Origin of the sequence: Pseudomonas sp. FSL R10-2189, from assembly GCF_009600325.1 — a bacterium.
Classification (GTDB): domain Bacteria; phylum Pseudomonadota; class Gammaproteobacteria; order Pseudomonadales; family Pseudomonadaceae; genus Aquipseudomonas; species Aquipseudomonas helleri.
The window spans coordinates 68,918-91,706 of the sequence record NZ_WIVZ01000021.1; the positions used below are offsets into that span (position 1 = coordinate 68,918).

Annotated in this window: 20 protein-coding genes; 5 read left to right on the forward strand and 15 right to left on the reverse strand. The window is 58.3% G+C overall.

Annotated features, from left to right (window positions below):
* Window positions 1–3: 3 nt before the first annotated feature.
* The 7 genes from gcvH to arcD (GHO32_RS16180) all read right to left on the reverse strand — a co-directional run bounded on the left by gcvH (window position 4) and on the right by arcD (GHO32_RS16180) (window position 7,698).
* Window positions 4–387 carry a glycine cleavage system protein GcvH gene (gene gcvH, locus GHO32_RS16150; RefSeq protein WP_048367977.1) on the reverse strand — a complete coding sequence of 128 codons (384 nt, stop codon included), beginning with the start codon at window positions 385–387 and terminating at the stop codon, window positions 4–6.
* A 335-nt stretch (window positions 388–722) separates the two neighbouring features.
* Entirely contained in the window at window positions 723–2,231 is a 1,509-nt protein-coding gene (locus tag GHO32_RS16155; protein WP_153334180.1) for a sigma-54-dependent transcriptional regulator, read from the reverse strand.
* A gap of 150 nt (window positions 2,232–2,381) precedes the next feature.
* Window positions 2,382–2,741 (reverse strand): DUF5064 family protein, encoded by a 360-nt coding sequence (locus tag GHO32_RS16160; protein ID WP_123749762.1) that lies wholly within the window; start codon window positions 2,739–2,741, stop codon window positions 2,382–2,384.
* A gap of 57 nt (window positions 2,742–2,798) precedes the next feature.
* Window positions 2,799–3,728, reverse strand: coding sequence for a carbamate kinase (gene arcC, locus GHO32_RS16165; RefSeq protein ID WP_123749763.1), 930 nt, complete (start codon window positions 3,726–3,728; stop codon window positions 2,799–2,801).
* A 165-nt stretch (window positions 3,729–3,893) separates the two neighbouring features.
* The gene (locus GHO32_RS16170; protein WP_048367970.1) at window positions 3,894–4,904 is read right to left on the reverse strand and encodes an ornithine carbamoyltransferase; all 1,011 of its coding nucleotides are present in this window, start codon (window positions 4,902–4,904) and stop codon (window positions 3,894–3,896) included.
* A 75-nt stretch (window positions 4,905–4,979) separates the two neighbouring features.
* On the reverse strand, window positions 4,980–6,236 hold the full coding sequence (arcA, locus tag GHO32_RS16175; protein ID WP_153334183.1) for an arginine deiminase: 1,257 nt from the start codon (window positions 6,234–6,236) through the stop codon (window positions 4,980–4,982).
* Between the two features lie 34 nt (window positions 6,237–6,270).
* The gene (gene arcD / locus GHO32_RS16180; RefSeq protein WP_048367967.1) at window positions 6,271–7,698 is read right to left on the reverse strand and encodes an arginine-ornithine antiporter; all 1,428 of its coding nucleotides are present in this window, start codon (window positions 7,696–7,698) and stop codon (window positions 6,271–6,273) included.
* A gap of 449 nt (window positions 7,699–8,147) precedes the next feature.
* Between arcD (GHO32_RS16180) and arcD (GHO32_RS16185) the strand changes: the two genes are divergently transcribed.
* Complete coding sequence (arcD, locus tag GHO32_RS16185) at window positions 8,148–9,575, forward strand: arginine-ornithine antiporter (protein WP_153338218.1); 1,428 nt, start codon at window positions 8,148–8,150, stop codon at window positions 9,573–9,575.
* Window positions 9,576–9,611: 36 nt separating this feature from the next.
* Here arcD (GHO32_RS16185) and GHO32_RS16190 read toward each other — a convergent pair whose 3' ends face one another.
* The 7 genes from GHO32_RS16190 to gap form a co-directional block, all read right to left on the reverse strand.
* Window positions 9,612–10,016: a YbaN family protein gene (locus GHO32_RS16190; RefSeq protein ID WP_048368458.1), complete on the reverse strand. Its 405-nt coding sequence runs from the start codon at window positions 10,014–10,016 to the stop codon at window positions 9,612–9,614.
* A 58-nt stretch (window positions 10,017–10,074) separates the two neighbouring features.
* Window positions 10,075–10,683, reverse strand: coding sequence for a biliverdin-producing heme oxygenase (locus GHO32_RS16195; protein ID WP_153336018.1), 609 nt, complete (start codon window positions 10,681–10,683; stop codon window positions 10,075–10,077).
* Window positions 10,684–10,795: 112 nt separating this feature from the next.
* Window positions 10,796–13,393 (reverse strand): TonB-dependent receptor, encoded by a 2,598-nt coding sequence (locus GHO32_RS16200; protein WP_153336017.1) that lies wholly within the window; start codon window positions 13,391–13,393, stop codon window positions 10,796–10,798.
* Between the two features lie 132 nt (window positions 13,394–13,525).
* The gene (locus GHO32_RS16205; RefSeq protein WP_368668443.1) at window positions 13,526–14,494 is read right to left on the reverse strand and encodes a FecR domain-containing protein; all 969 of its coding nucleotides are present in this window, start codon (window positions 14,492–14,494) and stop codon (window positions 13,526–13,528) included.
* A 50-nt stretch (window positions 14,495–14,544) separates the two neighbouring features.
* On the reverse strand, window positions 14,545–15,063 hold the full coding sequence (locus GHO32_RS16210; RefSeq protein ID WP_048367959.1) for an RNA polymerase sigma factor: 519 nt from the start codon (window positions 15,061–15,063) through the stop codon (window positions 14,545–14,547).
* A gap of 203 nt (window positions 15,064–15,266) precedes the next feature.
* Window positions 15,267–15,731: a methylglyoxal synthase gene (locus tag GHO32_RS16215; protein ID WP_153336016.1), complete on the reverse strand. Its 465-nt coding sequence runs from the start codon at window positions 15,729–15,731 to the stop codon at window positions 15,267–15,269.
* Window positions 15,732–15,735: 4 nt separating this feature from the next.
* Window positions 15,736–16,737, reverse strand: a complete 1,002-nt coding sequence (gap, locus tag GHO32_RS16220; RefSeq protein WP_153336015.1) for a type I glyceraldehyde-3-phosphate dehydrogenase — start codon at window positions 16,735–16,737, stop codon at window positions 15,736–15,738.
* A 207-nt stretch (window positions 16,738–16,944) separates the two neighbouring features.
* Between gap and edd the strand changes: the two genes are divergently transcribed.
* The 4 genes from edd (at window position 16,945) to GHO32_RS16240 (ending at window position 22,016) form a co-directional block, all read left to right on the forward strand.
* The gene (edd, locus tag GHO32_RS16225) at window positions 16,945–18,771 is read left to right on the forward strand and encodes a phosphogluconate dehydratase (RefSeq protein WP_153336014.1); all 1,827 of its coding nucleotides are present in this window, start codon (window positions 16,945–16,947) and stop codon (window positions 18,769–18,771) included.
* A complete protein-coding gene (locus GHO32_RS16230; RefSeq protein ID WP_123749770.1) occupies window positions 18,768–19,724 on the forward strand; it encodes a glucokinase in 957 nt (318 codons plus the stop codon). Before edd ends, GHO32_RS16230 begins: the two co-directional genes overlap by 4 nt.
* A gap of 110 nt (window positions 19,725–19,834) precedes the next feature.
* The gene (locus GHO32_RS16235; RefSeq protein ID WP_368668444.1) at window positions 19,835–20,566 is read left to right on the forward strand and encodes a response regulator; all 732 of its coding nucleotides are present in this window, start codon (window positions 19,835–19,837) and stop codon (window positions 20,564–20,566) included.
* Window positions 20,556–22,016, forward strand: a complete 1,461-nt coding sequence (locus GHO32_RS16240) for an ATP-binding protein (RefSeq protein WP_153336013.1) — start codon at window positions 20,556–20,558, stop codon at window positions 22,014–22,016. The genes GHO32_RS16235 and GHO32_RS16240 overlap by 11 nt, the downstream gene beginning before the upstream one ends.
* Here the strand turns inward: GHO32_RS16240 and GHO32_RS16245 are convergent.
* Window positions 21,985–22,632: an AP2 domain-containing protein gene (locus GHO32_RS16245; RefSeq protein ID WP_048367945.1), complete on the reverse strand. Its 648-nt coding sequence runs from the start codon at window positions 22,630–22,632 to the stop codon at window positions 21,985–21,987. The genes GHO32_RS16240 and GHO32_RS16245 overlap by 32 nt on opposite strands.
* Between the last annotated feature and the right edge of the window lie 157 nt (window positions 22,633–22,789).

The following is a 22,789-nucleotide window of genomic DNA, read 5'->3' on the forward strand; positions in this document are numbered from 1 at the left end:
TCCTCAGTTGTCGTCTTGAGCTTTGATCAAGCGGTCGTAAGCGTCCTGCGTGAGCAGTTTGCCGAGCGCCTCGGGATCAGCCGGTTTAAAGCGAAAAAACCAGCCTTCACCCAGCGGATCCTCGTTGACCAGTTCTGGACTGTCTTCGAGTTTAGCGTTCAGTTCGAGGACTTCACCGTCCAGTGGCATGTACACGCCGCTGGCGGCCTTGACCGATTCAACCGTGGCGGCTTCAGCGCCTTTGTCGTAAGCCTGCAACTCTGGCAATTGAACAAACACCACATCGCCCAAAGCGTTTTGCGCAAAAGCCGTAATGCCTACGGTCACGCTGCCATCGGCTTCGGCACGTAGCCATTCGTGGTCTTCAGTAAAACGCAATTCGCTCATCGAAACTCCTCAGGGCCAGACATGTCTGGTGGTCACAGGTGTAATGCTCGTGCAGGCCGAGCTAAATGCGATGATCATTGCAAGATGGTTGCCAGTTTATTAAAAGCCTTATTTATCAATTAGTTATATGTTTTTCGCAGGTAATTGATCCATCACGCTGTAGCGAAATCGCTACAGTGCTGGCGTCATAAAAAAATCTAAGTGGATCAAAGCCTTGGGCTACTGAGGATTGGCATGCCTGTATCGAAATCGTTCCGCTGGAATGAAATCAATACGGAAAATAAGGTTTCTGTAGGAGCGAGCTTGCCTCGCGATCTTTTAAAAGATCGCGAGGCTTAATTTTTACCCGGAATGCCGTACTTGCGCAGGCGGTGCGCAATGGCGGTGTGCGAGGTTTGCAGGCGGCTGGCCAATTGGCGAGTTGAGGGGTAGCTGACGTAGAGTTTTTCCAGCAGGGCTTTTTCGAACGTTTCGACCGCCATTTCCAGGGTTTCTATTTCGCCATCGCTTTGCCGGGCGACCGAGGTGCCCGCGATGTCGAGATCACCGATATCCACCAGCGTGCTTTCGCAAATCGCGGCCGCGCGGAAAATTACGTTCTGTAATTGCCGCACATTACCCGGCCAGCGATTGCCCAGCAACGCCGGGTAAGTGCCGGGTGCCAGGCGGCACACCGGGCGCTGGATTTGTGTGCAAGCTTGCTGCATAAAGGCGCGTGCCAGCAGCAAAATATCCTGGCCACGCTCGCGCAGCGGCGGCACCTCAAGGTTCAGCACGTTCAGGCGATAGAACAGGTCTTCACGAAACGTCCCTTCATTGACCATTTTTTCGAGGTTACGGTGGGTCGCGCTGAGGATCCGAACATTGACCTTGACCTCACGCTCGCCGCCCACTCGACGAAAGCTGCCGTCATTCAAAAAGCGCAGCAGCTTGGCTTGCAGGTAGGGCGACATTTCGGCGATTTCATCGAGAAACACCGTGCCGTGGTTGGCCAGCTCCATCAGCCCCGGCTTGCCGCCGCGCTGGGCGCCGGTGAAGGCGCCGGGGGCATAGCCGAACAGCTCACTTTCGGCCAGGTTTTCCGGGAGCGCCGCGCAGTTCAAGGCCAAAAACGGCGCCGCAAAACGAGTGCTGATCGCATGGCAGGCGCGGGCCACGAGCTCTTTACCGGTGCCGGTTTCGCCCTGAATCAGCAACGGTGCATCCAGCGCCGCTACGCGCTGGGCACGGGCCTTCAGGGTGCGAATCGCCGGGGAGTCACCGAGCAGCGCGTCAAAGCCCTCCGCGTGGTCGTGATGCAGGGCGGCCAACCGCTCACCAATACGGCTGGGCTGGTACAGCGTGAGCAAGGCACCGGCGTCGGTAATCGGCGTGGCATCGAGCATCAGCGGCTGGCCGTTGAGCGTCACTTCGCGCAGCGGCAGGCGAAAGCCGTTTTCCAGCAACACATTGAGCAGGCCGGGATCGCTGAACAGCTCGCCGATGCTTTCACCGGTGGGGTCACGGCCATACAGCGTAACCAGCGCCGGGTTGGCCAGCAGCACGTGGCCACCGCTGTCCAGCGCCAGTACCGGGTCGGTCATGGCGGCGAGCAGGGCGTCGAGTTGCAGGTGGCGGCGCTGGCCGGGAAGGATATCGACCACCCGCACCGACTGCACGCCGTTGACCCGGAACAGCGCTTCGCGCAACTCGTCGAGCACTTGCGGGCTGAGGGTCGGGGCGTCGATGTAGACGTTGGGCGGGACCATCTCCACGGCATCCAGGTTGAGATTACGCCCGCCCAGCAACGCCAGAACTTCCTGGGTGATGCCGACACGGTCGATAAAACTGACATGGATACGCATGGGAACGAGAAAACTTAAGCCAGGGGATGGCCAGTATGCCTTGGCGGGGAGGATTGGTGAAATGTGAGCCGCACATCGGCTCTGTAGGAGCGAGCTTGTCTCGCGATCTTTTGATCGTTTAAAAGATCGCGAGCTCGCTCCTACAGGGGGTTATTCCAGGTGTTCAGGTTTTACCGGGTCACCCGGCTTGACGTCGAGTTGCTCTCGTACGTCCTTGAACATCAAGTCGTAGTATTTATGCATCGACAGGATGTTCGCGTTGCTGGGAATACCGTTTTTCACGGCGATTTTGAAGGCCACGCGGGCGAAATCGAACGCCATGTCCTTGGGCAGCGTGAACGAGTCCTTGAAATCCTTTTTGTTGATCTGGCCGTGCATGTCGAACTGCATCGACCTGCCTTCCTTGGGATCTTGAACGACCTGGTAATCGATTTTGATGTCATAACCAAAGTCGCCCGGCTGCAGCGGTTCGCGATGGATATGCAGGTGACCGGGTTCGAACGAGGCCATAGGGCTGCTCCTTGAGGCTAAGTAGTCAAGGGCAGACCGCCAGGCCTGCCCTTGGGTTCAGAAGTAGGTAATACCAGGTTTCTCGGTGCTCACTCGAGTACCTGCCTTACCTTGAACGATTGCTTCAATATCCGCCAGTGCGCCGATCACGGCAGTCTTGCCGGTCTTGCGGGCAAATTCACAGGCCGCTTCAACTTTAGGGCCCATGGAGCCAGCGGCAAAGCCGAGTTTTTCCAGTTCGTCCGGGTGCGCCTGTGTAATGCCTTTCTGGTCAGGTTTGCCCCAGTTGATAAAGGCAGCGTTGACGTCTGTGGCGATTACCAGCAAGTCACTGTTGAGCTGTTGAGCCAGCAGGGACGAGGCCAGGTCTTTGTCGATCACCGCCTCAATGCCTTTGAGATTGCCGTCTTCGCCGTACATGGTCGGAATACCGCCACCGCCCGCGCAGATCACCACGGTGCCTTTTTCCAGCAGCCATTTGATCGGGCGGATTTCAAAGATGTGTTTGGGCTTGGGGCTTGGCACCACACGGCGGAACTTGTCGCCGTCCGGGGCAATGTCCCAGCCTTTTTCAGCGGCCAGTCGCTTGGCGTCAGCTTCGCTGTACACCGGGCCAATCGGCTTGGTCGGGTTCTTGAAAGCCGGGTCTTTGGGGTCGACTTCGACCTGGGTCAGCAAGGTGGCGAAAGGCACGTCCTTGGGCAGCAGGTTGCCCAGTTCTTGCTCGATCATATAACCGATCATGCCTTCGGTTTCAGCCCCGAGCACGTCCAGCGGGTAGGGCGCAACGTCAGTGTAGGCAGCGGCTTGCAGCGACAGCAGGCCCACTTGCGGGCCGTTACCGTGCGCCACCACCAGTTCATTGCCAGGGGCGACGCGGGCGATTTGGGCGGTGGCTGTACGGATGTTTTCGCGTTGGTTGTCAGCGGTCATGGGCTGGCCGCGACGAAGAAGGGCGTTACCGCCCAGTGCAACGACGATACGCATAGAAAATGTCCTTATTTAAAGGGGAGGGTAAGCGACGCTGTGGTGTGGGAGCGGGCTTGCTCGCGATGCTGTCGACGCGGTCTGTCTCTGAACGCGCGCTGATACCATCGCGAGCAAGCCCGCTCCCACAGAAGGCCGGTGTGCACAGGCCAACCGAACCAGGGCTTAGATATCAGCCAGCGCCGCCACCAGAATGGCCTTGATGGTGTGCATGCGGTTTTCAGCCTGTTCAAACGCAATGTTGACCGGCGACTCGAACACTTCTTCGGTCACTTCAATGCCGTTTTTCAGGTTCGGGTGATGCTCTGCCACGTCCTTGCCGACTTTGGTTTCGCTGTTATGGAACGCCGGCAGGCAGTGCATGAACTTCACGCGCGGGTTTTCTGCCGCCTTGATGATGTCGGTGTTGACCTGGTAAGGCAGCAGCAGTTTGATGCGTTCGTTCCAGGTTTCAACCGGCTCGCCCATCGACACCCATACGTCGGTGTGGATGAAGTCCACGCCTTTGACCGCGGCTTTAGGGTCTTCGGTCAGGGTGATTTTGGCACCGCTTTCCTTGGCGAATTCCTCGCATTGTTTGACGAAGGCTTCTTCTGGCCACAGGCTTTTTGGTGCGGCGATGCGCACGTCCATGCCCAGCTTGGCGCCGATCAGCAGCAGCGAGTTACCCATGTTGTTGCGCGCATCGCCCAGGTAGGCGTAGCTGATGTTGTGCAGCGGCTTGTCGCTGTGTTCGCGCATGGTCAGCACGTCAGCGATCATTTGCGTCGGGTGGAACTCAGCGGTCAGGCCGTTGAACACCGGTACGCCTGCGTACTTGGCCAGCTCTTCGACAACCACTTGCTCAAAGCCACGGTATTCGATGGCGTCAAACATGCGGCCGAGAACGCGGGCGGTGTCTTTCATGCTTTCTTTGTGGCCGATTTGCGAAGAAACCGGGTCGATGTAAGTCACGTGCGCGCCCTGGTCGTGGGCCGCCACTTCGAACGCGCAACGGGTGCGGGTCGAGGTTTTTTCAAAAATCAGCGCGATGTTCTTGCCTTTCAAGTGCGGCTCTTCAGTACCGGTGTACTTGGCGCGCTTGAGGTCACGGGACAGATCCAGCAAGAAGTGCAGCTCACGAGGGGTGTGATGAACCAAGCTCAGCAAGCTGCGGTTTTTCATGTTAAACGCCATGGGGATCTCCTGGGTTTCTGGTTAACCGGCTTGCGCCGCCCCTTGTGGGGTCAGCGCAAGCAATCAATGGGTGACTTAGTAATCGATTGGGTCGCGTACGATCGGGCAGGTCATGCAGTGGCCGCCGCCACGGCCGCGTCCCAGTTCAGAGGCGCTGATGGTGATCACTTCGACACCGGCCTTGCGCAGCAGGGTGTTGGTGTAGGTGTTGCGGTCGTAGCCGATGACCACGCCAGGCTCCAGTGCCACGACGTTGTTGCCGTCATCCCACTGCTCACGTTCGGCGGCGAAGCTGTTACCGCCGGTTTCGACAACGCGCAGGGTTTTCAGGCCCAGGGCTTTGGCGACCACATCGAGGAAGCTGGCTTCTTCACGACGAACGTCAATGCCACCGGCTTTGCTTTCATCCGGGTACAGGGAGAAGGCGACAATTTGATTGACCACTTCCGGGAAGATAGTCACCAGGTCGTGATCGCAGAAGCTGAACACGGTGTCCAGGTGCATCGCCGCGCGAGACTTGGGCAGCCCGGCAACAATCACACGCTCAACCGCTTTGTTCTTGAACAGGTTCTGTGCCAGTTGGCCGATGGCCTGGCGTGACGAGCGCTCGCCCATGCCGATCAGCACCACGCCCTTGCCGATTGGCATCACGTCGCCGCCTTCGAGGCTGGCATTGCCGTGGTCAACGGTCGGGTCGCCGTACCAGACCTTGAATTCAGCTTGGGTGAACTCAGGGTGGAACTTGTAAATTGCCGTGGTCAGCAGGGTTTCCTGACGGCGGGCTGGCCAGTACATCGGGTTCAGCGTTACGCCACCGTAGATCCAGCAGGTGGTGTCACGGGTGAACTGAGTGTTCGGCAGGGGCGGCAGGATAAAGCTGGTGTGGCCCAGGAAATCACGGAACATCTGGATGGTTTTGCCACCGAAGCTATTGGGCAGGTCGTCAGCAGAGACACCGCCAATCAGGTACTCGGCAATGTGGCGCGGCTCAAGGCTCTTGAGCCAGGCTTTGACTTCATTGACCAGGCCCACGCCCACTTGGTTTGGCGTGACCTTGTGGTCAAGGATCCAGTCCAGCGCTTCTGGAATGGCAACAATATCGGTCAGCAGGTTGTGCATCTCCAGCACATCAATCCCGCGATCGCGCATTTTGGTGACGAAATCGAAGTGGTCACGCTTGGCCTGGTTGACCCAGAGCACGTCATCAAACAACAGCTCGTCGCAGTTGCTCGGGGTCAGACGCTGGTGAGCCAGGCCTGGGGAACACACCATAACCTTATGCAGCTTGCCGGCTTCGGAATGCACGCCGTACTTCACTTTTTCCGTGGTCATTACAGTCATCCTCCAAAGTACATAAAACAGGGTATTACAGGGTTAGAAAGCCGTCGTAGAGGCCATACGCTGCCACCAGGGCACCGATAATCACTGCGGCAAAAATCACTTTCTCGATGTTGGTAAACACTTGTTGGCCGCTTTCGCGCTTGGCCTTGGCGAACAAGATGGCGCCAGGTGCATACAGCAGCGCCGAGAGCAGCAGGTACTTCAGACCACCGGCATAGATCAGCCAGATCGCGTAGATCAGCGCGACAGAACCGATGATCAGGTCTTTTTTGCGTTCAGCCAGGGCGTTCTCGTAAGTCTCGCCGCGCACCGCCAGCAGCAGGCCGTAGGCCGCCGACCAGAGGTAAGGCACGAGGATCATCGAGGTCGCCAGATAGATCAGCGACAGGTAGGTGCTTTCCGAGAACAGGGTGATGATCAGGAAGATCTGCACCATCACGTTGGTCAGCCACAGGGCGTTGACCGGTACGTGGTTGGCGTTTTCCTTCTTCAGGAACGCCGGCATGGTGTGGTCTTTGGCAGCCGAGAACATGATCTCTGCACACAGCAGCACCCACGACAGCAGGGCACCCAGCAAGGACACGATCAAGCCGACGCTGATCAGCACCGCCCCCCAGTGGCCGACCACATGTTCAAGCACGGCCGCCATCGAAGGGTTTTGCAGTTTTGCCAGTTCTGGCTGAGTCATGATGCCCAGCGACAGCACGTTCACCAGCACCAGCAAGAGCAGCACGGTGATAAAACCGATCACGGTGGCGCGACCGACGTCTGAGCGTTTTTCGGCACGGGACGAGAAGATGCTCGCGCCTTCGATACCGATGAACACCCACACGGTGACCAGCATCATGTTGCGCACCTGGTCCATCACGCTGCCCAGCGACGGGTTTTTCAGGCCCCAGATGTCACTGGTGAAGATGTCCAGTTTGAACGCGAACAGTGCAATCAGAATGAACAGAATCAGCGGCACGACCTTGGCGACGGTGGTCACCAGGTTGATGAACGCTGCTTCCTTGATGCCGCGCAAGACCAGAAAGTGCACGGCCCAGAGCAGAATTGACGCGCCGACGATGGCGGCGACCGTGTTGCCTTCACCGAAGATAGGGAAGAAGTAACCGAGTGTGCTGAACAGCAGCACGAAGTAACCCACGTTGCCCAGCCAGGCACTGATCCAGTACCCCCAGGCCGATGAGAAACCCATGTAATCGCCAAACCCGGCCTTGGCATAGGCGTACACGCCGCCGTCCAGGTCGGGTTTTCGATTGGCCAGGGTCTGGAACACAAATGCGAGGGTCAGCATGCCCACGGCGGTGATCGCCCAGCCGATTAAAATCGCCCCGACATCCGCACTTGCCGCCATGTTTTGCGGCAGCGAAAAAATCCCGCCGCCAATCATTGAACCGACTACCAGAGCAACCAATGCACCTAGTCGAAGTTTTCCAGGAGTGTCAGACATTTAGAGTGACTCCAATCCATGTGAAGTGATGTCTCAGAGGTTATTGCGTTGTTTGCTTACCCTGTTGACTTAGGTCAGGTCATGACTACATTCCATTGTCAGTAGAGCGGGGAGGTCGCTATTGCGCATTTTTATGACGCGCGCTGGAAACCCGGCTCCAGAGGGCTTTCAGGTAATACAGCGGCTTTAATTGATTCGTCGTGGGGAATGAAGCTAGACACTATTTGAGAATTTGCAAATGTGAGCCGAATGTTTCATTTAACGACCTGTGAAATGAAAACGTCATCTGCATCTGCGCTAGTTTTTGGTCTTTAATAGAAAATCTTGCTGTTAAAAAAATCAGGCTTATAGCGCAACTTTATTAAACGTTTGGGACAAACATTTATTTACTCGCAACTGCCTGTCGCTTGATAACCAGCATTAATAAAACACCCAACAAAGAGGTAGCGATGTCTCAGCAGACCCAGAAGCTTCGGCTCAATGCCTTGATTGCGTTAGTGGTCGGGTCGATGATTGGCGGCGGTATTTTTTCATTGCCACAAAATATTGCCGAACGAGCCGCTGGCGCTGCGGTATTGATTGGTTGGGCAATCACGGCGGTGGGCATGCTGGCGCTGGCCTTTGTGTTCCAGACCCTGGCCAATCGCAAGCCGGAGCTGGATTCGGGGGTGTACGCCTACGCCAAGGCCGGGTTTGGCGACTACATGGGCTTCTCGTCGGCCTGGGGGTACTGGATCAGTGCCTGGATGGGCAACGTGGGTTACTTCGTGTTGCTGTTCAGCACCTTGGGTTTTTTCGTCCCCGCGTTTGGCCAGGGCAATACGCCCATTGCCATTGGCTGTGCATCGCTGTTGCTGTGGGGCGTGCATTTTTTGGTGATGCGCGGCATCAAAGAGGCCGCGTTTATCAACCAGCTCACCACCGTCGCGAAAATCGTACCGATCGTGATGTTTATCGTGCTGGCCGCCGTGGCGTTTAAAGCCGACATCTTCACCCGTGACCTGTGGGGCTCTGAAATGCCCAGCGTCGGCAGTGTGATGGACCAGGTGCGCAACATGATGCTGGTCACCGTGTTTGTGTTTATCGGCATCGAAGGCGCCAGTGTTTATTCGGGGCGCGCCGAAAAGCGTTCCGATGTGGGCAAGGCCACCGTGATCGGGTTTCTCGGCGTGCTGGCGTTGCTGGTGCTGGTGAACGTGCTGTCGATGGGCATCATGACTCAGCCCGAACTGGCGCAACTGCAAAACCCGTCGATGGCCGGGGTGCTCAAGCATGTGGTGGGGGATTGGGGGGCGATTCTGATCAGCATCGGCCTGGCGGTTTCATTGCTTGGTGCGCTGCTGTCATGGGCGTTGTTGTGCGCCGAGATTTTGTACGCGACGTCTCGGGATAAAACCATGCCGGCGTTCCTGAAAAAGGAAAACGCCAACCATGTGCCGGTCAACGCCCTGTGGCTGACCAATATCATGATTCAGCTGTTTTTGGTCATCACGCTGGTGTCTGCGGGCACTTACACCACCCTGATCTACCTCGCCTCATCGATGATTCTGGTGCCTTACTTCTGGTCGGCGGCGTATTCAGTGTTGTTGTGCGTGCGCGGTGAGACCTATGCCAAGGCCAGTCGTAGCCGGGTCAAGGACCTGCTGATAGGGGCCATCGCTTTGATCTACGCGATGTGGTTGCTGTATGCGGCGGGGCCCAAGTACTTGCTGTTGTCCGCGTTGCTCTATGCGCCGGGGATATTTCTGTTCGCCAAGGCCAAGCGTGAGCAAGGGCAGGTGCTGTTCAAGGGCATTGAGCCGCTGATATTCGCGGCAGTCGTGATTACCGCGCTGGGCGCGGCGTATGGGCTGTACAGCGGGGCGTTAACTCTCTAACCCCCAATAAACGGTAGGAGCGAGCTTGCCGTTCAGTTACTCGCTCGCCAGCGGCAAGCGTTCCGGGCGGGACCAGATCCACAGGTTGCCCATGCTCATGCCCGCAATGGCCAGGAACACCGGCCAGTCGTGATCAAGCACGTAAAGCATCAGCCCGGCACACAGCAGCATGCTGATGGTGGCGCTGACTTTGGCTTTGCGCTGGATGATTTTACCGTTGCGCCAATTGAACAAAATCGGGCCAAACAAACGGTGGTTTTCGAGCCAGGCACTCAGGCGAGGGGAGCTTTTGGTCGCAGCCCAGGCAGCGAGCAAAATAAATTCGGTGGTGGGTAAGCCAGGGATCACGATGGCGATCAGGCCGATGCCCAAGCTGACGTAGGCCAGCACGCCAAACAGGAAACGGGCGATTTTGGATGAGGATTGAGTTGGGTGTGTCATAGGCTCAAGGCGCAGAAAAAGATACTCGGTCAGCGCTCGCTGACCGAGCAGATCCTGCTTAGGCCAGTTCTGGCTCAGCAGCGTAAGCATGTTCCAGCAATACGGTAAAACGTTCAAACGCGGCGACAGCACCTTTGTCCAGGTCGGCTTCTTCTTCGGCGCTCAGTTCCAGGCCGTCGAGGGTTTTAACGAAGCTCTTCCAGCCTTCAGCACGACCACCGGCCGGTTCGCCCAAGTGGCGTGCACCGAAAGTTTCGCTCAGGTCCAGTGCCACAGCACGCTTGATCAAAAACGCAGCGCCAAGCTTGGAGCCTTCCGACACAAAGATCCAGCCCAAGGCTTCAGCTTTGCTCGGAGCATTGACTGCGCCAGCGACTGGAGCAGGCACCTGGGTGTTCAGGTCCGCCAGGTCAGCCTTGGCTTGTTCTGCACGGCAACGCTCTGGCAGGTCCGGCACGATCTCTTTCAAGGCCGCGTCGGTGTACAGCGCTTGCAGCTCGGATTGGAACAGGTATTGAGCCACAACAAAACGGGCGAAGTTTTCGCGGGTGTCGAAAGGCTTGTGAGCTTTTACCAGTGCATCGAGCTTTTGATGCGGCTCGTTGGTGATCTGGTTCAGGCGTTGAGAACGCAAGGCTGGACGCTGTGCGGAATCAGGAGTGGTCATGCAAATATCCTTGAGAATGAGATGCGCTTTGTAACTAGACGATCAAGATGACGCATCACAGTAAAAATTCCTCACTGCGTAGCCTAAAAAGACTACGCAGTGGATGTGTCTATCAGATGTCCCACACCAGATTGACCGAGAAGTTGCGACCTGGAGCGGTCAGGCGGTCCATGTTGGCGGGGTTTAGCACACCGGCTTCACCCACGCTGTCGTAGCCGCGCACGTCATCCCAGTTCCAGTATTTCTTGTCGGTCAGGTTGTACAGGCCGGCGTTGACGGTGACGTCCTTGGTGACTTTGTAGAAGCCGGTGAGGTCCAGTACGCCATAGCCTGGCGACTTGAATTGCTTGCTGGTGCCGTCCGGGGCAAAGAAGCTGGTGTTGTCCACCTGGTCCTTGCGCTTGACCAGTGTCCAGCTGACCAGAGCGCCGTAGGTTTCCTGGTCGTAGCCCAGACCCATAACGGCTTTGAGTGGGTTGACGCTGTTGATCGGCTCGCCGTTGTCGTCGTTTTTGCCGTGGGCATAAGCCACCGAACCGCGTGTGTACAGGCCTTTTGGCGCACCGAACGCATCCAGGTTCAACTGACCTTTAACCTCGGCACCCTTGATGGTGGCGTGTTTGATGTTGTTGCTCTGGAACGTGGTTTCGCTGTAGCCGGGGGTGATAGCGTCTTCGTTAATGAAGTCGCGGTATTTGTTGTAGAACACCGCTACATCGAACGAACCCGCATCAAACTTGCCACGCAGGCCGGTTTCGAAGCTTTTGCTTTTTTCCGGTTCCAGGTTCGGGTTGGCCGCCACTTTGTAACCGGCAGCCAGGTTCTCAAAGGTGCCGTACAGCGCTTTGGCCGTCGGCGTACGGAAACCTTCCGCGTACTGGCCGTACCAGGTGTATTGCTCAGTCAGGGCGTACGTCAGGCCGAATTTTGGCGAAACGCGGTGCCAGATTTTCTTCTCGTCACTGACGTTGGCGCGTTCATCGGCCGGGATCGTGTTGAGGAACTCCTGGGTGATGTGCGGCGTCAGGCGCGTGTAGTCGTAACGCAAGCTTGGCGAGAACGTCCAGTCGTTCCAGCTGATCTGGTCTTGGGCGAACAGGCTGTAGGTGTTGATGGTGGGGTCCGGGAAGTCGCTGGACTTGACCAGGTAATCGGACGGGCTGTCAGCGCCGATTGCCGTACAGCCGCGGCCTACTGCCAGGCACGTACCCGAGCCGCTGCGCGAGCTGGTGACTTTCTGGTTTTTCAGAGTGGCGCCGTAGGTCAGCAAATGATCGGTTTCACCGATGCTGAAGGCCTTGTCTGCCTGAGCGTCGAGTACCCATTGCTTCTCTTGATACGTGGTGTCGCGAGAGCGCATGACATTGCGGGTGAACGGGAAATAATCTTCCAGCGTGGTCTCGTCGGTTTTGGCGATTTGGTAGTTCAGGCTGGTCTTGATGTGATCAGCAACCAGGCTGTCGACCGTCATGGTGTTGACCAGGCCGAAGCGTTCACGGCTCACCGTGTCGGTGCCGGTACGCGAGCGGTACATGCCCAATGGCTGGCCGTTGGTGAACGGCCCGCCGACGGCGCTCTTCACATTGACGTCGTCGTGGCTTTTGTACTTCTCGTAGGTGAAGGCCAGTCGGTCGTCATCGTTGTAGTTCCAGCCGGCCTTGGCCAGCACGCTGGTGGTTCTCACATCTTCCGGGTTGGCCGCGGTACGGGCCAGGCCGTTGCCGCCACGGTCGCCGTAAGATTCGGTGTCATGGCCATCGCGCTGGCTAAAGTGCAGCAAACCGTCGAAGTCACCCGAGCGACCGGCCACGGTGCCCGACTTGAGCCAGCTGCGGTCAGCCGAGCTGTAACCGGTTTTGAGGCGGGCGCCAACGTCCTGGCCCGGCTTGATGATGTCATCCGGGTCCAGGGTGAAGTAGCTGACGGCACCGCCAATGGCGTTGCTGCCGTACAGCACGGACGCCGGGCCACGGAGGATTTCAACGCTTTTGATGATTTCAGGGTCAACGTAGTTGCGTTGGGTCTGGGCGTAAGGGCCGTTGAAGAACGAGTCCGGGATCTCAACGCCATCGATCTGGGTGAGGATCCGGTCGCCGTCGATGCCGCGAATGTTGTAGCCGGTGATGCCGCCGCGCTGGCCGGCGCCGCCTACCGAAACACCCGGCTCATAACGAACCAGGTCTTTGATGGTGTTAACGTTTTCGCGGTCCAGGTCCAGGCGGTCATGAACGGTGACGGTGCTGGGTACGGCGCTGACGTCTTGTGCGTTACGCGTGGCACTGATGGTCACTTGCTGCAAGGCCAGGGTGCCGGAGGTCGCGCTGCGTTTTTCCAGCACGATGTTGTTAGTGCTTAGCTTGCGGTACGTCAGGTTGGTGCCGGTGAGCAGGCGCTCCAGGGCTTTTTCCGGGCTCAGGGAGCCACGTACGCCGGGCGAGGCCACGTCCTGTGCCAGCTCTGCCGGCAGGCCGACTTGCCAGCCAGTCACGCTGCTGAAGTCATTCAACGCAGAGGCGAGAGGCTGCTGAGCGATCGCAAACTTGTAACTGCCCACGGAGCGGCTGGCTGGCTGCGGATCGGTTGCGGCCAGGGCCGGTGCGGCCTGTACGCCAGCCATCAGCATGGCAACGGTCAACAACGACAATGTGCACTGGTGCAAGCCGCCAGTGCGAGCGTTGGAAGTGGACCGGCTGTTGAAACGTGTGGGCATTGATAGCGCTCCAGAGGTGACAAGTCTTGTAGTTGCGAAGCTGACTCAAAATGCGAATCAGTTGCATTGATCACAACGAGACGAATGACCTTGGGCTATCGAGTAAAAAAAGATGCGATTAAACGAGTTTTTTTAATTGAGGATGACCAGCGCCGGGTATTCCGAGAGGCGGCTGGAGGTGATGTGGGCCAGCGAGCGCACGATATCCAGTGGCTGATCCAGCCGGTAGTTGCCGGTGACGGCCACGTTGGCGAGCTTTTCGTTGTTGTTGACGATCCAGCCGGGGTAGTAGCGGCGCACTTCATCGAGCACTTTGCTCATCGGGCAGTTTTCAAACACCAATCGGCCTTGCACCCAGGCAAGGTCGGTTTGGGGGTTGAGTGTAGTGGGGCGGCCGAAGCCGTTCGGGCCAATGCTGACGCTGTTGCCCGCCGACAGGCGCATTTGTGTGCCGACACTGTTCACTCGCAAGTCCACATCACCGCGCTGTACCCGTACTTGCGCTTCGCCATTGAAGTAGCTCACCGCAAACGCGGTGTCACGCACGCTGACGCGCACCGGGCCGGCATCCAGCACCATGGGCAGTTCAAGGTTGGCCGGGACTTCAAAAAAGGCTTCGCCCTGCAACAGCCGGGCGCGGGCCTGGGTATTCACCACTTTGCTGGAAAATGCCGAATTGGTATTGAGCAGCACTTTAGAGCCGTCTTCGAGCTGCAGGCGCTGGCGTTCACCCACCACGGTCAGGTGGTCTGCCTGAAGACGCAGCGGCACATTGCTGTAACCGCCCACCGTCAGAACCAGCACAGCCGCCGCAGCAACGTGCTTCCAATGCCGGCTGATACGCCGCAGCACGCTGGGCTTACGCCGGATTTGCAGGGTTTGTGCAGCATCTAGCACGGGTTGCCCGTTCCAGATGGCGTTGGCCTTGGCAAACGCCCGGGCGTGCGCCGGGTCGGCATTCAGCCACTGCTCAAACACGATTTTCTGTTCGTCGCTCGCACACTCAAGGGTGATCAGCCAATCCAGTGCCTGATCCATGGCGCTGTCTTGCAGCACCTCGTGCGCCGGGTCGGGCGCAGCAGATTTGTGAGTGTCCGTCACAGAGGTTCCTTGGCAGTTTCAGGGCGTTCGCGTGGCATTGAAGGGCAAGGTTAAGGCCGATTCAGCCTGTCGGCTACCCCGATGCAGATCGCCATGATCAATTTGAGTTCCTTTTGAACGGTACTCAACGACACGTCAAGTTCTTCGGCGATCTCTTGATAACTGCAGCCATGCAGCCGGCTGAGGATAAAAATCCGCTGCTGACGTGCGCTTAACTGGCTCAGGCTCACACTCAAACGCTCCAGTAATTGCGCTGCTTGGTGGGCTTCTTCCGGGGTGCTGTGGGTAGACGCAATGCCCTCAAGCACCTCGATCGGGACATCTTCAACCACCGTGCGTGCCTGAATGCGCCGCGAGCGCAGGTGATCGAGCGCCAGATTGCGCGCGGTCTGGTAGACAAACGGTTCCAGGTGCTCGACCGAACGCTCGTTCAAGGCGCGGGTAACCCGCAGGTAAGTCTCTTGCAGCAAGTCTTCGGCGGTGCTGGGGTTATTCACCATCCGCTGTAACGTGCGCAGCAAGGTCACCCGCTGAGTAAGGAAGACTTGATTGAACTGGGACTGACTCACAGCACTACCCGACCGATTTTGAGCGAATGATAATGCTTATCATCTGTGTGTTTGGTCAAGTGATGTTTTGAGTTTGTTGTTTGGCCGGTCCAGTCTGTGGGAGCGGGCTTGCTCGCGATTGGGGCGACGCGGTCTGAGGGTTGACCGAGTCGATCCTCTTCGCGAGCAAGCCCGCTCCCACAAGATATGTGTTTTATTCCAGGTTAAACCCGGCCTTTCAAATACGCGGCGTAATCGGGAATGCGATGTTCGTGCGGCTGGTTCATCAGGGGGCTGCTGAGCAAATAGTCAGCGGTGCATTCATTGCTCGCCATCGGAATGTTCCACACTGCCGCCACGCGCAGCAGGGCCTTGATGTCCGGGTCGTGGGGCTGTGGCTCGAACGGGTCCCAGAAAAACACCAGCATGTCGATTTTCTGCTCGGCGATCTGCGCCCCCACCTGTTGATCACCGCCCAGCGGGCCGCTGATCATGCTTTCGATCGGCAACCCCAGGCGCTTGCTCAATAACAGGCCGGTGGTGCCCGTTGCGCACAAGTCATGCTGGCTGAGCGCGGCCTTGTGGCGTTCGGCCCAGTCCAGCAAAAACCCTTTGCAGTGATCATGCGCCACCAGGGCGATGCGCTTACGCGCCGCCAAGGTGGCCGTGGTGAAGCTGATACCGATCATCGCGTCACTCCGCGTTGTGCAGCGCCAGGCAGTTGTCGAGCATACGGTTGGAGAAGCCCCACTCGTTGTCGTACCACGCCAGCACTTTGAGCAACTTGCCGCTGACCTTGGTGTGGTTGGCGTCAAAGATCGACGACAGCGGGTTGTGGTTGAAGTCGCTGGAAACCAGCGGCAGGCTGTTGTAACCCAATACCTTGGAGTGCTGACTGGCCTCTTTAAACACCGCGTTCACTTCTGCCGCCGTGACTTCGCGCGTTAGTTCTACGGTCAGGTCGACCAGCGACACGTTGATTACCGGTACGCGTACGGACATGCCGGTCAGCTTGCCGGCCAGCTCTGGCAGCACCAGGCCTACGGCTTCGGCGGCGCCGGTTTTGCTCGGGATCATGTTCTGCGTGGCCGAACGCGCGCGGTACGGGTCGGTGTGATAAACGTCGGTCAGGTTCTGGTCATTGGTGTAGGCGTGGATGGTGGTCATCAGGCCGTTGGCAATGCCGAACTCGCGGTTGAGGATTTGCGCCACAGGCGCCAGGCAGTTGGTGGTGCACGATGCGTTAGAAATGATTTGATGCGATTGGCGCAGAATGTCGTGGTTAACACCATAGACCACCGTCGCATCGGCATTTTTACCCGGCGCCGAGATAATCACCTTACGTGCACCGGCCGTAATGTGCGCCTCTGCTTTACTGCGCTCGGTGAAGAAGCCGGTGCACTCAAATACCACATCAACCTTCAGGTCGGCCCAAGGCAGTTCAGCCGGATTACGGATGGCGGTCACCGCAATTCGGTCACCATTGACCGTCAGACTTTCCTGATCATGCTCAACAGTGGCATCGAACGTGCCGTGAACGGTGTCGTACTTGAGCAGGTGAGCGTTGATGGAACTGTCGCCCAGATCGTTAATGGCGACGATCTGCAAGTCCTGTCGGTAGCCTTGGGTATACAGTGCTCGCAGGACGTTACGGCCGATCCGGCCAAAACCATTGATTGCGATTCGTAATGTCATGGACAGCACCTGTCATCAATTTGTTGTTGGAATTACAAGATTATTCTCATAAAAATAGAAAACAAGCCATTTAAGTGGCAATATTTTGTTTTATCTACAACGAGTGACCTGAATCAACGGGTCCGAACGACTGAGCACGCGTCTGCGAGCCTCAGTCAGCATAGGACACGCACAGGTCGCCACATCCGTTAGCCTGGAGTTCAACACATGCATCCCCGCGTTCTTGAAGTCACCGAGCGTCTTATTGCCCGCAGTCGAGCTACCCGCGAGGCGTACCTGACGCTTATTCGTGATGCGGCCAGTGACGGACCGCAACGCGGCAAGCTGCAATGTGCCAACTTTGCCCATGGCGTGGCCGGATGTGGCACAGAAGACAAAAACACCCTCAAGCTGATGAACGCCGCTAACGTGGCAATTGTTTCGTCATATAACGACATGCTCTCGGCGCATCAGCCTTACGAGCACTTCCCGGAACAAATCAAGCAAGCCCTGCGTGAAATGGGCTCTGTGGGCCAGTTCGCGGGCGGCACCCCGGCCATGTGCGACGGCGTGACCCAAGGCGAGGCCGGCATGGAGCTGAGCCTGTTGAGCCGCGAAGTGATCGCGCTGTCGACCGCCGTGGCGCTCTCGCACAACATGTTCGACGCGGCGCTGATGCTGGGCATTTGCGACAAAATCGTGCCGGGTCTGCTGATGGGCGCTCTGCGTTTCGGTCATCTGCCGACCATCTTTGTACCGGGCGGGCCGATGCCGTCGGGCATTTCCAACAAAGAAAAAGCCGACGTACGCCAGCGCTACGCTGAAGGCAAAGCCAGCCGCGAAGAGCTGCTGGAATCCGAGATGAAGTCCTATCACAGCCCCGGCACCTGCACTTTTTACGGCACCGCCAACACCAACCAGTTGCTGATGGAAGTGATGGGCCTGCATTTGCCGGGTGCTTCTTTCGTCAATCCTTACACGCCATTGCGCGATGCCCTGACTCGCGAAGCGGCGCATCAAGTCACCCGTCTGACCCAGCAAAACGGTAACTTCACACCGTTGGGCGAGATCGTGGACGAGCGTTCTCTGGTCAACTCCATCGTTGCCCTGCACGCGACTGGCGGCTCCACCAACCACACCCTGCACATGCCGGCGATTGCCATGGCCGCGGGTATTCAGTTGACCTGGCAAGACATGGCCGACCTGTCCGAGGTGGTGCCAACCCTGTCCCATGTGTATCCAAACGGCAAAGCCGACATCAACCACTTCCAGGCCGCGGGCGGCATGGCGTTCCTGATTCGTGAACTGCTCGAAGCCGGGTTGTTGCACGAAAACGTCAACACCGTGGCCGGTTACGGCTTGAGCCGCTACACCCGCGAACCGTTCCTCGTGGATGGCCAGTTGGTCTGGCGTGATGGCCCGATCGAAAGCCTCGATGAGACCATTTTGCGCCCGGTGGCCCGTGCGTTCTCGACCGAGGGCGGCCTGCGTGTGATGGAAGGCAACCTGGGGCGCGGTGTCATGAAGGTCTCGGCGGTTGCGCCGGAGCACCAGATTGTCGAAGCCCCGGCGCGGGTATTCCAGGACCAGCAGCAACTGGCCGACGCCTTCAAGGCCGGTGAACTGGAACGCGACTTTGTCGCCGTGATGCGCTTTCAAGGCCCGCGCTCCAATGGCATGCCAGAGCTGCACAAGATGACGCCGTTCCTGGGCGTGCTGCAGGATCGTGGCTTCAAGGTGGCACTGATTACTGACGGGCGTATGTCCGGTGCGTCGGGCAAAATCCCGGCAGCGATTCATGTCAGCCCCGAGGCAGAAGTGGGCGGCGCGCTGGCGCGGGTCCAGGACGGCGACCTGATTCGCGTCGATGGCGTAAAAGGCACGTTGCAACTGTTGGTGGATGAGGCAGAATTCGCCGCACGCACCCCGGCTGTCGGCACCTTGAGCAATGCCGTCGGTACCGGGCGCGAGTTGTTTGCGTTTATGCGTCAGGCCTTCAGTTCGGCCGAGCAGGGCGCGAGTACCTTTACCTCGTCTCTGGAATCCCTGAAATGAAACTCGCCCTCGTCGGTGATATTGGTGGCACCAACGCCCGTTTTGCCCTCTGGGAAGACGAACAGTTGCGTTCTGTCAGCGTGTTGGCCACGGCCGATTACGCCTGCCCGGAAGATGCAATCAAGGTTTACCTCAATGCGTTGAACCTGGCGCCCGGAGCGGTGGGTTCGGTGTGCCTGTCGGTGGCCGGGCCGGTGAGTGGCGATGAGTTTCGCTTTACCAACAACCATTGGCGCTTGAGCCGGTCGGCGTTTTGCGAAACCTTGCAGGTCGATCACTTGCTGCTGATCAATGACTTCAGCGCCATGGCGCTGGGCATGACGCGCCTGCAACCTGAAGACGTGCGCCAGGTGTGCCCCGGCATTGCAGATCCGGCGCGCCCGGCGGTGGTCATCGGGCCAGGCACGGGGCTGGGCGTGGGCACCTTGCTCAACTTGGGCGACGAGCAATGGATGGCCTTGCCGGGGGAGGGCGGCCACGTCGACCTGCCCATGAGCAACCCGCGTGAAGTGCAACTGTGGCAGCACATCTACAATGAAATCGGCCACGTCAGCGCCGAAAGCATCTTGAGCGGTAGCGGTTTGCCGCGTGTGTATCGGGCGATCTGTGCGGTCGACGGGCATGAGCCGGTGCTGGACAGTGACCGGGCGATCACTGCGGCGGCGTTGGCGGGTGATCCGGTGGCGTTGCAGGTGCTGGAGCACTTCAGTTGCTGGCTGGGCCGTGTGGCCGGCAACAACGTATTGACAGTCGGCGGGCGTGGCGGGGTGTACATTGTCGGCGGCGTGATCCCGCGCTTTGCCGATATTTTTGTGGCCAGCGGCTTTGCCCGAAGCTTTGCCGATAAAGGCTGCATGAGCGACTATCTCAACGGCATCCCGGTCTGGCTGGTGACCGCGCCATACTCGGGCCTGATCGGCGCCGGTGTGGCACTGCAACAAGCGTTCGGTTGACTGTAGGAGCGAGCTTGTCTCGCGATCTTTTGACCGTTGAAAAGATCGCGAGGCAAGCTCGCTCCTACCGAGTGATCTTTCGTCCATAACAACAATAAGGATCAGCGCCTGTGAGCACATCCGGCAAATCCATTTTGCTGGTCGATGATGACCAGGAAATTCGCGAGCTCCTTGATATCTACCTCAGCCGTGCCGGCTTTCAGGTGCGCACCGTGGGCGACGGCGCGGGCTTCAGGCGGGCGCTCAATGAGCAGGCCAGCGATTTATTGATCCTGGACGTGATGCTGCCCGACGAAGACGGTTTCAGCCTGTGCCGCTGGGTGCGCCAACACCCGCGTTTTGCGCAAATTCCGATCATCATGCTCACCGCCAGTTCCGATGAAGCCGACCGGGTCATCGGTCTGGAGCTGGGCGCCGATGACTATCTGGGCAAGCCTTTCAGCCCCCGTGAACTCCAGGCGCGCATCAAGGCCTTGTTGCGCCGTGCGCAGTTTTCCAGTGCCAGCGCCGGTCATGAAGTCATGGCGTTTGACGAGTGGCGACTCAATACCGTGACCCATCGGCTGTTCCATACCGATGGCGAAGAGGTGATTTTGTCAGGGGCGGATTTCGCCTTGCTCAAGCTGTTCCTGGACAACCCGCAGCAGATCCTGGATCGCGACATGATCGGCAACGCCACCCGTGGCCGCGATCTGATGCCGCTGGACCGCATTGTCGACATGGCGGTCAGCCGTTTGCGCCAGCGCCTGCGTGATACCGAGAAGCCGCCACGGCTTATCCGCACGATCCGTGGCAGCGGTTACCAGTTGGCAGCCGAGGTCACTGTCGGAAATGGCCATTAAGTTTCTATCCCGCCTGCATCTCCCCCGTTCGCTGCTGGGCCGCATGTTGCTGCTGACGCTGCTGGCCATCTTGCTCGCGCAGACGTTGTCGAGTGCCATCTGGCTCTCACAATTGCGCACCACCCAGCTTGAAGGCCTGGTCAACAGTGCTCGCAGCATGGCGCACTCGATGAACGCCACGGTGACGTACTTGCGTTCCTTGCCGCTGGCCTATCGCCCGCTGGTGCTGGACCAAATGCGCAGCATGGGCGGCACGCGCTTTGTCGTCAGCCTCAATGACCGGCCGCTGGACATGCAGGTGCTACCGCCAACCCAGCGTAAACAAGCGGTGCTGGACGCCGTGGACCAAGTGCTGCGCCAGTCGCTGGGACCTGATGTCGACCTGTCGGTGAAGTTTGTCAGCCCCCAGGACTTACGCATTTTCAACGCGGGCCTGAAGCTCGACGAGTTGCCGCGTTCGTGGGCGCACTTTGCCCTGACCCTGGAGCCGGTCGACCCGCCGGTGCTGGTGACGCAGATCCAGATGGCCCAGGGCGAGTGGCTGTACATCGCGTCTTTGCTGCCCCAGCCCTACACCAGCCTTGAAGAAGAAGGGCTGCCGGCGCTGCAACTGTGGTTTATCGTGCTGAGCAGCATCTTTTTGCTGTTGTTTATCGGTGTGCTGGTGCATTGGCAAAGCCGCCCGCTCAAGCGCCTGGCGAGGGCGGCCCGCGACATGTCATTGGGCGAAGACGAGGTCCAGCCTGTTGAAGTGGGCGGCGGCAGCGAAGTGGTTGAAGTGGGGCGGGCCTTTAACACCATGCGTGCGCGCATCAGCCGATACCTGACCGAGCGTGGTCAGTTATTCAGCGCCATCTCCCATGACCTGCGCACGCCCATCACCCGGCTGCGTTTGCGCGTGGAACTGCTGGATGACGAGCAACTGCAATACAAGTTTGGTCGCGATCTGGACGAGCTGGAAATGCTGGTCAAAGGCGCGCTGCAATGCGTGAAAGACACCGACATTCACGAGAATATCGAGCTGGTCGACGTCAATACTTTGCTCGACTGTCTGATAGAACCCTATGTGCTGCCGCAGGGGAATGGCCGGGTAACGCTGCAGGGGCGAGCGACCAGTCCTTATCACGGCAAACCCCTGGCCCTGCGCCGCTGCATGGGCAACCTGATTGATAACGCACTCAAGTACGGCACCAACGCGCACTTGCGCATAGACGACAACGAGCAAGCGTTTGTGCTGACCGTCGACGACGAGGGGCCGGGCGTGCCCGAACAGCGACTTGAGCAGGTGTTTGAGCCGCACTTTCGCCTGGCCGGGCAGCAACAAGGCTATGGCTTGGGGCTGGGAATAGCGCGCAGCATCGCCCACAGCCATGGCGGTGAAGTGAGCTTGCAAAACCTGCGTGTGGGCGGCTTGCGTGTCACTTTGTACTTGCCGCGAAATGCCGACTGATAGACAGGCTGGCCTGCTCGGCACTGATCGGCAGTATGCGTTCCATCTGCGTGCCAGAGACCTCTTGAGCGGTGGGCTTGGGCTCGCGGGGCTTGTGCATGGCCGCCTTGATACGGTTCTCGCGCACGCGCCGGCTGGTCTGGCTGAAGTGATGCTGGAGCTTTTCCATGGCGACATCGTAAGGGTCGCTGCACAGGGTTAACTGCCGTTCACGTTCCTCAAGCGCCAGCTGTTTGGCCTGGTCATCGCCATATTTATCAATGCGAAAACTCTTGCTCAGGTTGTAGCCGTGAATGCGCGTGGTGGCGCGCCAGTAATCAATCTGATTGGACTGCACGCGATACACGCCGGGGTGGCCGCTGGTGTTATGCGGCATCAGGCGCTGGCGGTCTTCATAGGTGAAAGACTGCGGCATTTTCAGCACCAGTTGGTTACGCAAGTTTTCTGCGGCCTCCAGTGCAGGAATCTCGCCGCCATATTGGTCGAAAGCAAAGTGATGCACATGCACTTTGCCCGCGCGTTGAATATCGATTTTCCAGGCGTAGGGGCGACCTTCCTGATCTTTGATGGGGTAAATGAAGCAATGATTCCGGGACGTTAAGTTACGTTCTGTCATGGCTAAAATCTCCTGAGGGGGTCGGCATCCGTTCTTTTTCTACGACGATGAGTAGCAGACTCGCTGATGTTATTTGCGGGTACAACGTGGGAAAACGACTTCGGGATGCGTCCTACAGGCAATGCGGAAAAAACTGTATCTCGTAAGGATTTCAACG